The 12,710-nt window shown below is 64.9% G+C and carries 9 protein-coding genes; 2 read left to right on the top strand and 7 right to left on the bottom strand.

The genetic code is table 11. The features are described from left to right. Nucleotides 1–41: 41 nt before the first annotated feature. The gene (rpoB, locus tag AC1DEM_RS00590; protein WP_277526280.1) at nt 42–3,557 is read right to left on the bottom strand and encodes a DNA-directed RNA polymerase subunit beta; all 3,516 of its coding nucleotides are present in this window, start codon (nt 3,555–3,557) and stop codon (nt 42–44) included. Between the two features lie 431 nt (nt 3,558–3,988). Between rpoB and AC1DEM_RS00585 the strand changes: the two genes are divergently transcribed. Then, nucleotides 3,989–5,188, top strand: a complete 1,200-nt coding sequence (locus AC1DEM_RS00585; protein ID WP_476882639.1) for an acetyl-CoA C-acetyltransferase — start codon at nt 3,989–3,991, stop codon at nt 5,186–5,188. Nucleotides 5,189–5,286: 98 nt separating this feature from the next. Beyond that, nucleotides 5,287–5,775: an aminoacyl-tRNA deacylase gene (locus AC1DEM_RS00580; RefSeq protein WP_476882638.1), complete on the top strand. Its 489-nt coding sequence runs from the start codon at nt 5,287–5,289 to the stop codon at nt 5,773–5,775. Between the two features lie 101 nt (nt 5,776–5,876). On the opposite strand, the gene AC1DEM_RS00575 is transcribed toward AC1DEM_RS00580, so the two are convergent. The 6 genes from AC1DEM_RS00575 to rplA form a co-directional block, all read right to left on the bottom strand. Continuing rightward, nucleotides 5,877–7,715: a bifunctional metallophosphatase/5'-nucleotidase gene (locus AC1DEM_RS00575; protein ID WP_476882637.1), complete on the bottom strand. Its 1,839-nt coding sequence runs from the start codon at nt 7,713–7,715 to the stop codon at nt 5,877–5,879. A gap of 239 nt (nt 7,716–7,954) precedes the next feature. Then, nucleotides 7,955–8,329 carry a 50S ribosomal protein L7/L12 gene (gene rplL, locus AC1DEM_RS00570; RefSeq protein ID WP_476882636.1) on the bottom strand — a complete coding sequence of 125 codons (375 nt, stop codon included), beginning with the start codon at nt 8,327–8,329 and terminating at the stop codon, nt 7,955–7,957. Between the two features lie 77 nt (nt 8,330–8,406). Continuing rightward, nucleotides 8,407–9,000, bottom strand: a complete 594-nt coding sequence (gene rplJ / locus AC1DEM_RS00565) for a 50S ribosomal protein L10 (RefSeq protein WP_476882635.1) — start codon at nt 8,998–9,000, stop codon at nt 8,407–8,409. A 336-nt stretch (nt 9,001–9,336) separates the two neighbouring features. Further along, nucleotides 9,337–10,446, bottom strand: coding sequence for a GNAT family N-acetyltransferase (locus tag AC1DEM_RS00560; protein ID WP_476882634.1), 1,110 nt, complete (start codon nt 10,444–10,446; stop codon nt 9,337–9,339). Nucleotides 10,447–10,617: 171 nt separating this feature from the next. After that, nucleotides 10,618–11,781, bottom strand: coding sequence for a GNAT family N-acetyltransferase (locus AC1DEM_RS00555; RefSeq protein ID WP_476882633.1), 1,164 nt, complete (start codon nt 11,779–11,781; stop codon nt 10,618–10,620). Between the two features lie 185 nt (nt 11,782–11,966). Then, entirely contained in the window at nt 11,967–12,674 is a 708-nt protein-coding gene (rplA, locus tag AC1DEM_RS00550; RefSeq protein ID WP_476882632.1) for a 50S ribosomal protein L1, read from the bottom strand. Between the last annotated feature and the right edge of the window lie 36 nt (nt 12,675–12,710).

Raw genomic sequence — 12,710 nt, 5'->3', positions numbered from 1 at the left:
CAGCGCGGCGGGGCCGCTTGCTTTTCCCGGTAAACCCCCTGCTAAACCTCTTCTACGGAACTGGGCTCTGCACGAGACAGATCGATGCCCAGTTCTTCCGCAGCCGTGAAGACTGCGTCATCAGAGTCACGCATTTCAATTGTGGTTCCGTCCGTGGAAAGCACTTCCACGTTCAGGCACAGCGACTGCATTTCCTTGATCAAGACCTTGAAGGACTCAGGAACGCCCGGCTCGGGGATGTTCTCGCCCTTGACGATTGCTTCGTAGACCTTCACACGACCGTGGATATCATCCGACTTGATCGTCAGCAGTTCCTGGAGCGTGTAAGCGGCGCCGTAAGCCTCGAGCGCCCACACTTCCATTTCACCGAAGCGCTGGCCACCGAACTGTGCCTTACCACCCAGCGGCTGCTGCGTGATCATGGAGTACGGGCCGGTGGAGCGGGCGTGGATCTTGTCGTCCACCAGGTGGTGGAGCTTCAGGATGTACATGTAGCCGACCGAGATCGGATCCGGGAACGGCTCGCCGGAGCGGCCGTCGAACAGACGGGTCTTGCCGGAGGAGTTGATCAGCCGGTCGCCGTCGCGGGTGACGTTGGTGGAATCGAGCAGGCCCGTGATTTCCTCTTCACGCGCACCGTCGAAGACCGGCGTCGCCACAGTGGTCTGGCCACTCTCGCGCGGCAGGTTCGGCAGCTGCTTGACCCACTCGGGCTCGCCCTCGATCTTCCAACCGGTCTTGGCAACCCAGCCGAGGTGCGTTTCCAGCACCTGGCCGACGTTCATACGGCCCGGAACACCCAGCGGGTTCAGGACGATATCAACGGGGGTGCCGTCGGCAAGGAAGGGCATGTCCTCGATCGGGAGGATCTTGGAGATAACACCCTTGTTGCCGTGACGGCCGGCGAGCTTGTCGCCGTCGGTGATCTTGCGCTTGGCAGCCACGTACACGCGCACCAGCTGGTTGACGCCCGGGGGCAGCTCGTCGTCGTTGTCGCGATCGAAGACGCGGACACCGATCACGGTGCCGGACTCGCCGTGCGGCACCTTCAGGGAGGTGTCGCGCACTTCGCGGGACTTCTCACCAAAGATGGCGCGCAGCAGGCGCTCTTCCGGAGTCAGTTCGGTCTCGCCCTTGGGGGTGACCTTACCGACCAGGATGTCGCCGGCCTCAACCTCGGCACCAATGTGGATGATGCCGCGCTCGTCCAGGCCCGCCAGGACTTCCTCAGACACGTTGGGGATGTCACGGGTGATTTCCTCGGCACCAAGCTTGGTGTCGCGGGCATCGATCTCGTGCTCCTCGATGTGGATGGAGGACAGGACGTCCTCGGCCACAATGCGCTGGGACAGGATGATGGCATCCTCGAAGTTGTGGCCTTCCCATGACATGAACGCCACGAGCAGGTTCTTACCGAGGGCGAGCTCGCCCTGGTCCGTTGCCGGGCCGTCAGCGATGATGCCGCCGACCTCCAGGCGCTGGCCTTCGTTTACCAGGACACGGTTGTTGTAGCAGTTGCCCTGGTTGGAGCGCGCGAACTTGTTGATGCGGTAGTTGGTTTCCGTACCGTCATCGTTGAGCATGATGACCAGCTCAGCGGAAACCTCGGTGACCACACCGGCCTTCTTGGCGATGGTGACGTCACCGGCGTCCACAGCTGCGGCGCGTTCCATGCCGGTACCGACGAACGGCGCCTCGGAACGGACCAGCGGCACGGCCTGGCGCTGCATGTTGGCACCCATGAGTGCACGGTTGGCATCGTCATGCTCGAGGAACGGGATCAGGGCGGTAGCCACGGACACCATCTGGCGCGGGGAAACGTCCATGAACTCGACGTCGGCGGCGGGAACCAGCACGGGCTCGCCTCCACCACCGCGGGCACGGACCAGGACGGTCTCTTCAGCGAACTTCTTGTTCGCATCGAGCGGGGCGTTGGCCTGAGCGATCAGGACCTCGGCTTCGTCGTCGGCGGTGAGGTACTTGACCTCATCAGAGACGACACCCTCGGCGACCAGGCGGTACGGGGTCTCGATGAAACCGAACGGGTTGATGCGTCCGTAGGAAGCCAGCGAACCGATCAGACCAATGTTCGGGCCTTCAGGAGTTTCGATGGGGCACATACGTCCGTAGTGGGACGGGTGCACGTCACGAACTTCCATGCCGGCACGGTCACGGGACAGACCACCAGGGCCAAGCGCGGACAGGCGGCGCTTGTGGGTCAGACCCGAGAGCGGGTTGTTCTGGTCCATGAACTGGGACAGCTGGGAAGTTCCGAAGAACTCCTTGATGGCTGCCACGACTGGACGGATGTTGATCAGGGTCTGCGGCGTGATGGCCTCGACGTCCTGGGTCGTCATGCGTTCGCGGACAACGCGCTCCATGCGGGACAGGCCGGTGCGGACCTGGTTCTCGATGAGCTCGCCGACGGCGCGGATGCGACGGTTGCCGAAGTGGTCGATGTCATCGATCTCGACGCGGAGCTCGTGGTCCTGGCCGTCGCGCTTGCCCGTGAGGGTCTTCTCGCCGGCGTGCAGGGCAACCAGGAACTTGATCATGGCCACGATGTCTTCAACGTGCAGGACCGAGGCTTCCTTGTCGCCAAGGGAGCGGTCGATGCCAAGCTTGCGGTTGATCTTGTAACGGCCAACCTTGGCCAGATCGTAGCGCTTGGAGTTGAAGTACAGGTTGTCCAGCAGGGACTGGGCAGCCTCAACCGTGGGCGGCTCGCCCGGTCGCAGCTTCCGGTAGATGTCCAGCAACGCGTCTTCGCGGGTCTCGGTGGCGTCCTTCTCCAGCGTTGCGCGCATGGAGTCGTACTGGCCGAATTCCTCGAGGATCTGGCCTTCGGTCCAGCCGAGGGCCTTCAGCAGCACGGTGACAGACTGCTTGCGCTTGCGGTCAAGACGGACGCCGACCTGGTCGCGCTTGTCGATTTCGAGTTCGAACCAGGCGCCGCGGGACGGGATGATCTTCGCGGTGAAGATGTCCTTGTCGCTGGTCTTGTCGGCGGTGCGCTCAAAGTAGGCGCCCGGCGAGCGGACCAGCTGGGAGACGACGACACGCTCGGTGCCGTTGACGACGAAGGTGCCCTTCTCGGTCATCAGCGGGAAGTCACCCATGAACACGGTCTGCTGCTTGATTTCGCCCGTGTTGTTGTTCATGAACTCGGCCTTGACGTACAGCGGAGCCGAGTACGTTGCGTCCCGGTCCTTGCACTCGGCCATGGTGTATTTGGGGTCAGCGAACTCCGGCTCGGAGAAGCTCAGGGACATGGTGCCCTGGAAGTCTTCGATCGGGGAGATCTCTTCGAAGATGTCGGACAGACCCGAGGAGGTGGCGACGCTGAGGTCGCCTTCTTCGACGGCCTTCGCAACGCGCGCCTGCCAGCGTTCGTTTCCGACCAGCCAGTCAAAGCTGTCGGTTTGCAGGGCGAGCAGATTCGGAACATCAAGAGGTTCGTGAATCTTTGCGAATGAGAGCCGGCGGGTTGCACCGTCGGTGCTGTCGGCATTGATAGCGGTAGCGTTGTTTACATTAGAGGTGCTCGAGGCGACCAAGAGGGATCCTTCCACAGACCTTCAGGCGTTGTCAGATCTCCCCCGTTATGCACTCTGCAGAATGACTCCGCAGCGCTACCAATCCGGTTCCGCTATATGACCCGGGACCCGCGCTGTCCATGCTGGTGCACGTTGTAGACGGCACATTGATGGAACAGCTGTCAGGCTAAGCCCACCGCTATATGAAGGCTGAAGGTAAACAGGGAAGACGCAAATATCTACGATACGGCAAAGCAACCTACTTGTCTACCCCACTTCCGGCAGGATTGCAAGCACGAAGTTCTGGCGGAATGTTCCCCGAGGTTTGGCGGAGGCCCGCCGGGCTGCGGCCCAGAACGTGACCGGGACGGGGACTGGGACCGGCCGAATGGATAGGTGACGGGGCTCACGATAACGTAGACATAAGTCGTCGTCGATCGGAAGAAAACACCATGAGCAACCCCGCAGACAACAACGATGTTGTCATCCTCGCAGCCGCCCGCACCCCCCAGGGACGCCTGAACGGACAGTTGGCCAGCTTCACCGCCGTCGAACTCGGCACCCACGCCATCCGAGCCGCCCTTGCCGCCAGCGGCGTCAAAGCCGACCAGGTGGACAGCGTGATCATGGGCCAGGTCCTGCAGGCCGGAGCCGGCCAGAACCCGGCGCGCCAGAGCGCTATCGGGGCCGGCATCGGCTGGAACGTTCCCACGGTAACCATCAACAAGGTCTGCCTCTCAGGCCTCACCGCAGTGATCGACGCCGCCCGGATGATCCGCAGCGGCGATGCCACGGTGGTGGTGGCCGGCGGCCAGGAGTCCATGACCCGTGCGCCCCACGTGCTGCCCGGTTCCCGGCAGGGCTGGGCGTACGGCACAGTCCAGGCCCTCGACGTCGCCGCGCACGACGGCCTGACCGACGCCTTCGACGGGCAGTCCATGGGACTGTCCACCGAGACCAAGAACCTGACCCTCGGCATCGATCGGGCCTCCCAGGACAACGTGGCGGCCCAGTCGCACCAGCGTGCCGCCCGGGCCGCCAAGGACGGCGTCTTCGACGGCGAGATCGCCGCGATGAGCGTCAAGCAGCGCAAGGGCGATCCGATCGCCGTCACCTCCGACGAGGGCATCCGGCCGGACACCACAGTCGAATCGCTGGCCGGCCTGCGGGCGGCGTTCGTCACGGACGGAACCATCACGGCCGGCAATTCCTCTCCCCTGTCCGACGGCGCCGCCGCCCTGGTGCTGGCCAGCCGGAAGTTCGCCGATGACAACGGCCTCGAGTACCTCGCAGTGGTCGGCAAGCCGGGCCAGGTGGCCGGGCCGGACAACTCGCTGCACTCCCAGCCCTCCAACGCCATCAAGAACGCCCTGGACAAGGCCGGCTGGTCCGCCGCGGACCTCGACTTCATCGAAATCAACGAGGCCTTCGGCTCAGTCGCGGTGCAGTCCCTGAAGGACCTCGACTACCCGCTGGAGCAGTGCAACATCCATGGCGGGGCGATCGCCCTGGGCCACCCGATCGGGGCCTCCGGCGCCCGGCTGGCCCTGCACGCTGCCCACGAACTCAAACGCCGGGGCACCGGCAAGGCGGCCGTGTCCCTGTGCGGCGGCGGCGGACAGGGCGAGGCGCTGCTGCTCTACCGCGACTGACCCGGTGAACCGGGACCCCGGAACCAGAACCCGAAGAAACGGGACCCCGACCCCGGACGGGATCGGCCATGACGAGTTAGGGAAAGGGTTTGACTGGGATGACGGAGCAGGGAACAACCAGCGGCGGCCGCGAGCGGTTCCTGGCCGACGCCGCGGCCCGCGGCCTGGACGTCGAGATCGTGGAACGGCTCGCCGCCCGCAGCCTTGAGGAGGCGGCCGGAATCCTCGGGATCCAACCCGCGGACATCGTGAAGTCGCTTGTGGTCAAGCACAAGGACGGCAGTTTCCTGTTCGCCCTAGTCCCGGGCGACCGTCAGATCTCCTGGCCCAAGCTGCGGGCTCTGCTGGGCGTCAACAAGCTTTCGCTGCCGGCCGCGGACACCGCCTTCGAGGCCACCGGGTACGAGCGCGGGACCATCACGCCGCTCGGCAGCAGCCGCCCCTGGCCGGTCTACGCCGACCAGACCATCACGGGCCGGCGGGTCTCCATGGGCGCCGGGGAACACGGCTACAGCGCATTCGTGGACGCGGATGCCCTGACGGCGGCCCTCGGCGCCGTCGTCGCCGACATCTCCGAACCGAACTAGCCCGCCCGGGTTAAAAGCAACGCGGGGTCACTTCCGGCCCATCCCGGCCGTCGGGATGGGCCGAAGTGACCCCGCGTTGCTGTTGGAGCCGGAAGTCGGAACTAGGCGGTAACCGTCAGCGGCGCACCGTTGACGGTGAGCCGCCAGTTGGCCTGGCTGAACACCGCCACGTCCAGGGTGCCGCGGTCCACGACGTAGTCGATGATGCGCTGGCGGATCTCCTGCTGGCTGTTCGAGAGCACCGGCGCGCTCTTCACGGCCGGGAAATTGCCGCCGCCGCTCTGCCGGTAGTTGTTGATGGCCAAAGCGAATTCCTGCTCCGGCGCCAGCGCCTCGCCGCCGTAGCTGAGCTTGGCGATCCGGTCCCCCGCCGGCCGGGCAAGGTCGATCTCATAGTTCAGCGGCGCGTCGAGTCCGTAGACGACGTCGTAGTTGTAGTCGGGCGTGCCGTTCGGAGCCGTGGCCGTGACGGCGTTGGTGACGTCTTGTGCCCTGGCGGTGGTGGCGGTCACCGGCTTGAAGTACTGCGCTGACCACTCCAAGTAGGCCTTGACCTGCGCTCCGGTGACCTTGATGGCGAGCAGCGTGTTGTCGAAGATGTACAGTCCCGCGACATCGCGGATGGTCAGCGGTCCGGCCTTGACGTCCACAGCACGGGAGAAGGCCGCCGCGATGGACAAGACCGGCAGCCCCGCCGCGGACGTATTGGCGAGCTCGGCCTTGATGGTGCTGGCCTGGACGTAGTTGATGGCGTCGATCGCGGCGGAATCTTCCCAGCAGGCGGTGGCCGTGCTGAGCGGTGCCGTGGAGGTCCCGATGACCTTGTTGACGTAGTTCACCGTCGCCTCGTGGCCGGCCTGAACGGCCCGGACGACGGCGGAATCGGCGTCGACGGTCTTGGCGTCCAATAGCAGCGAATGCGCCGCGGTGACGGTCCACTGCCCCTTTTCCTTGACGAGCTCCAGGTCCATGACGGACACGCGCATGCCCCACTTGAGCGGCTCGGTCAGGAGCACCTGCTTGCCCGTGGCCTTGTTCGTGACGAAGCGCTCGGGGATCTCCAGATGGGCGTGCCCGACCAGGATGGCGTCGATGCCCGGGACTTCCTCCGCGAGCTGGGTGGACGCGTTCTCGGGGAACGGCAGGGCGTCGCCGTAGGAGGATCCGGGAGTCGCGCCCGAATGGCTCGTGACGATCACGACGTCGGCCCCGGCGGCCTTAAGCTGCGGGATGACGGTCCTGGCCTCTTCGACGATGCCGTTGAAATCGAGCTTGCCCTGGACGTTGTCCCGGTCCCAGAGCGCGCAGCCCGGCGTCACCAGGCCCACCAGGCCGACCGTCAGCCAGCCGCTGTCCGTTTTGATCCGCTTCAAGACGTAGGGGGTGAAGGCCCGGCCGCCGGTCACGGCGTCGTGGACGTTGGCGCCCAGCAGCGGGAAGTCCAGTTGCCGCTCCCAGGTGCGCAGGAGCCCGATGCCGTAGTTGAACTCGTGGTTGCCCAGCCCCGCGGCGTCATAGCCGATGGCGTTCATGGCCAGCGCCATGGGATGTTTCACCGTTGCCGAGATGGGGTTGATCTTGGCGAAGTAGTAGGCCAGGGGCGTGCCCTGGATGGTGTCGCCGGCGTCGATGGTCAGCGTGTTGGCCGCGCCGCGCTCGGCCCGCATGGCCTTGATCAGGGTCGCGGCCTGGGCAATCCCGATCTTGTTCCCGGCCCCGTCGGCATAGGGGACGTCCTTGAAGTAATCCCAGTTGAAGACGTTGTTGTGCAGATCCGTGGTGCCAAGCACCGTCAGGGTGAACTGCTTCTTGGTACTTGCCTGGCCGGGGCCGGCCTGCGCCGCCGGGGCCCCGGCCAGCGCGGCGGCGGCTGCGCCCCCGCCCACGAGGGCTGCCGCGAGCATCGCGCGACGGGAGGGGGAAGTGTTTGGGTTCGTCATTGTGGGTGAACTCCTGAACGTTGGGGGCCGGTGGGCACAAATCCAAAGTCTAGGGTCGCACCATCAACTGCGACAGGGGTATCGGTAAAACTTTGCCGAATCCTTGGGTGCCGTTCACCGGCGCCCGCGGGAATCCGGTTTCCGGCCCGGGGAGGCGGGAACGCAGGAAACCCCGCCCACCTGAGTGGACGGGGTTTCCTTCGAGCAGTGCGGATCGCGAAGGATCCGGACGGCGGGAGTTACTTGAGGGTAACGCGGGCGCCAGCTTCTTCGAGCTGGGCCTTTGCCTTCTCGGCAGCTTCCTTGGTGGCGCCTTCGAGAACAGCCTTGGGAGCGCTGTCAACCAGGTCCTTGGCTTCCTTGAGGCCCAGGGAGGTGATGGCGCGAACTTCCTTGATCACTGCGATCTTCTTGTCGCCCGGGTGCTCCAGGACGACGTCGAATGCAGTCTGCTCTTCTTCTTCTGCAGCGCCGCCGGCAGCGGGGCCAGCAACGGCAACAGCAGCAGCGGTTACTTCAAAGGTCTCTTCGAAGAGCTTGACGAACTCGGAGAGCTCGATGATGGTCAGTTCCTTGAAAGCTTCAATGAGCTCTTCGTTGGTGAGCTTCGCCATGGTGTGGCGTCCTTCCTATAGTGGTGCGCGGCAGGCCTGAGGCTCACTGTCGCACCGGAGTCTTATGGAGAAGAGGACTAGTTCTCTTCGGGGGCTGCGGCTTCGGCCGGTGCTTCGGCCTCGGCTGCTGCATCTGCTGCGGGAGCTTCTTCAGCGGCGGGGGCTTCGGCTTCTGCCGGCGCACCGTTCTCTTCTTCAAGCTTGAGGCGCAGTGCGTCGATGATGCGTACAGCAGCGGCAGCAGGAGCCTTGAGGATGCCTGCAACCTTAGCGAGCTGCAGCTCACGGGACTCGAGTGCTGCCAGGGCAGCAACTTCGCTGGCGTTCAGTGCCTTGCCCTCGAAGTAACCGGTCTTGATGACCAGCTGCTTGTTAGCCTTGGCAAAATCCGTCAGGCTCTTGGCAGCGGCAACTGCGTCACCCTTGATGAACGCGATTGCAGTGGGGCCGGCGAGCTGATCGTCAAATGCTGCGACACCAGCTTCCTTGGCTGCAATAGCGGTCAGGGTGTTCTTGACGACCGAGAACTTGGTGTCCTGGCCGAGAGAGACACGCAGCTGCTTGAGCTGTGCAACGGTGAGCCCGCGGTATTCGGTCAGGACAGCGGCGTTCGATTCCTTGAAATCGTTAGTGATCTCAGCTACTGCTGAAACCTTGCTAGGCGTTGCCATAACCCTCCTTCCGGGGATAGTGCCGGTGTGTCCGGGTCCCCGCTCAAAAAGAGCTAAAACTAAAAAACGCCCCGCGCAGATGCACGGGGCTTGTCTCGACGCGGTCCATGACCGCGGAGCTTTGCTTCGTTCACCTGCGCCGGCCGCCCTATGTTCAGGGTCCTTCGTCCGGAAATCCACTGCGCTCTCCCGGCGCGACTGCAGAAGTGAGTCTTGCTTGGGAGAGTGGATTTCCAACAACCGACGGTCTTTGGTCCTCCAAGCTTACGGGACGCGGCGCGTGTGTTCCAAATCGGGCCTAGCGGGCACAGCTGAGCACGCCGCCGGCCCGCGCCCTCAGCTGACGGCAGGCCCGAAGTTGGGGAGCTCTTTCTGCCAGAGACCCGTCACCCCCGCCGTCGTAAATCCGAGCTGCTGGTTGACCTTCAGGAGGTAGCGGTTCTCCGGAGCATTCCACGTGTACAGGACCCGGGCGTCCGGGAACTGTTCGCTCAGCCGTTCCATGTTGGCGACCTTGATCAGCAGCCCGAGTTTGTTGCCGCGGTGTTCCTGCAGCACCACAGTGTCGTCCTGGAAGACGACGTCCGGGCGCAGGGCCAGGACACTGATGGTGGTCAGGCCCACGAGCGTTCCGCTGGTGATGTGCTCGACGGCGGTGACCACCGTCCGGCGGCCCTGGGCTATGGTGACCTCCTCCGCCTCCCGGAGGATGCCGCCGTCGAACACCATTTCCTGGGCATCCGGCCCCGGCACTTCGTCCTCGCCGGCCTGGTTCTCAAGGGCGGCGACGGCCTCCAGCCACTGGTCGGGGCACCGGTCTGTCCAGTGGTGCAGACGGTAGCGGCCGGCATTGGCTTCCTCGGCCTCGGCTTCGAGTTCGGCGACGAGCTTGGTGTCCAGCGGCAGCGAGCAGGAGCTGAACTGTTCGATGTGCTGGAGGGTGTAGCCGGTGTGGCGGGCAAATTCGACGTCACGGCTCCCCAACGGAACAAACCCGACGCCGCTGCCGGGCACGAGCTGTTCGGCATCCGGGTCCGTCAGGGTTGATCCCGGATGGTTGGTGTCGATCAGGATCGTGTGGCGGCCTTCGTCCCGGGCGAAGTGTTCCGCGGCCTCCAGCAGCTGCCTGCCCACGCCCTGGCGCCGGAACTCCGGAAGGATATCGAGCGTGAATTCGGCGAGGTCGAGGTTGTCCATGAGCGGCAGCGCGATGTCCGCCGTCCCGACAATGACGCCGTCGATCTTGGCAACGAGGATCACCTGGCGTTCGTAGGGGTCCGCCATCTCCAGAAGCTTCTCCTGCGGCGCGTAAGCGAGGTCGTCCGTGCCCCAGGTCTGCATCCGGACCCGCCGCCCCACTTCGATGGCGGCGAGGAAGTCGGCGGCATCGGGCGCGTCAAGGGAATCGGGGATCCACAGCTGCTCAATCCGTACTTCGTTTGCCATAGAGGGCATCATCCCAGCCGTTTGTGCCACCCACCATCGGTCCGGCCCGGCTCACACCGGGCTTTCAACCGCCAGCATATGCTGGTTTGGGCCGCTGTTCCATTGGTGACGCCGGGCAGTTTCCGTCCCATTCCGTGCCCGGCCGCCGCGGGCAGTCAGCTGCGGGTGCCGTCAGTTGCCGGATCGGTCAGTGACCGGTGCGGTCAGTGACAGTGACGTCAGTTCAGTGCCGTCGCCGGCCGTGGTCCGCTGCCACTCGCCGTCGTAGCCCGCGGGCTTGAATCCCAGTGCAATGTTAATGCGGAGCATGTGATCGTTTTCGGCGGCGTTGTAGGTCAGGACGCGCCGCACTGCGGGATAGGCCTCACCCAGCAGCCTCAGATTAAGGATCTTGATGAGCAGGCCGAGCCGGTGGCCGCGGTGGCTCGCCGCGACGAGGGTGTCGTCCTGGCTGGCCAGCCAGGGTTTGTCGGCTGCTGTTTGGAGAACGGTGTAGGCGGCCAGTTCACCGGTGGCCCGGTGCCGTGCCGCCACCACCAGGGCGGACTGGCCGGCCCGCCGCCAGGTGTCCTCTACGTGGCGGACCCGCGCGACGTCCCAGATTTCCGGCTCGTAGCTCAGCGCGCCAGTGGGAGCGTCGGTGCTCATGCGCGACATCAGCACCGCGAGCTCGGCGGCATGTTCCTCCGGGCATGCATCGGTCCAATGCAGCAACTCGTACTCCCCCGCCCTCGCCTGGGCGTCCCGTTCCAGGCTGTCCAGGTCCGCTGTGGGCGGGAAGTCGAGCGTACTAAACCGTTCGACTTGCTCCAGCCGGTAGCCTGCCTGTCCGGCAAAGCGGACGCCGCGTGCGCCGGCCGGCAGCGCGCCTGCCCCCGTGGCGGGCCTGACGAGATCCGGGCCAGCGACGTCGAAGTCGGCCGGGTGCTCCGTGAAGGTCTGCAGCACTGTCCGCCCGTCTGAGGCCGCCAGCGCTTCGGCGTGCTCCAGCAGGGCCCGGCCGATCCCTGCGCCGGCGAAGGCGTCCAGGACACTCACGTGCAGGAGCGCGCTGCCCAGATTCTCCTGCAATTCGCAGCGGAGCCAGGAGTTGGCCACCATACGCCCGTCGACACGAACGAAGAAGAGCCGCGTGCGGGTGTAGGCGGAGTCCCGCCAGTACTGAAGGCGTGCCGCCGGGGACATCGACCGGTCAAGGTTGCCCCAGGTTTGCAGGACGAGCTCATCGCAGAGTTCCATGAATTCCAGGAACTCCGCTGCGTCGGCATCAACATCAGCGGCATCGAGGCTTGCGGGCAGGGCGAGTTGCTCGATGAGGTACGACGGCGTAATCACCGGGACAGCCTAACCGGCAAGACCGGCGGCACCAAGGGTTCGGGACGCCGATGATGTCACGGCGCGGGTGATTTCAAGGCTCCAGTGTTGTCAGACGCCGAAAGGCCGCCCCGCAGTTGCGGGACGGCCTTTCGCTGGACCCGGTGACGCCGGTGTTGCTGGCGGCACTGAAGATCCGGTGAGGACTAGACCTCGGTCAGGACCTTGGTGACGTTGGGGTCCACCGAGATGCCCGGGCCAAACGTGGTGGCGACGGTGGCCTTCTGGATGTAGCGGCCCTTGGAAGCGGACGGCTTGAGGCGAAGAACCTCTTCCAGTGCGGCGGCATAGTTCTCGGCCAGCTTCAGGGCGTCGAAGGAAACCTTGCCGATGATGAAGTGCAGGTTCGAGTGCTTGTCGACGCGGAAGTCGATCTTGCCGCCCTTGATGTCGTTGACTGCCTTCGCGACGTCAGCGGTCACGGTGCCGGTCTTCGGGTTCGGCATCAGGTTACGCGGACCCAGGACCTTACCGAGGCGGCCAACCTTGCCCATGAGGTCAGGGGTGGCGACGGCGGCGTCGAAGTCGGTCCAGCCGCCGGAGATCTTTTCGATCAGGTCATCGGAACCAACGAAGTCGGCGCCGGCTGCGATTGCAGCCTCAGCCTTGTCGCCCGTTGCGAAGACGAGGACGCGGGCGGTCTTACCGGTGCCGTGGGGCAGGATAACGGTGCCGCGGACCATCTGGTCGGCCTTGCGAGGGTCAACGCCCAGGCGGAAAGCGACCTCAACGGTGGCGTCGAACTTGGACGGGTTGGTGTCCTTGGCGAGCGTCACTGCCTCGAACGGCGCGTAGAACTTCTCCGCGTCGATCTTGGCGGCGGCTGCCTCATATGCTTTGCTGCGCTTTGCCATGCTGCTTATTTCTCCTTGTGCAGTTGTGGTCTGCGG

It is taken from the genome of Arthrobacter sp. 05T420, from assembly GCF_056396305.1.
This window is presented reverse-complemented; position numbering and strand designations above follow the sequence as displayed.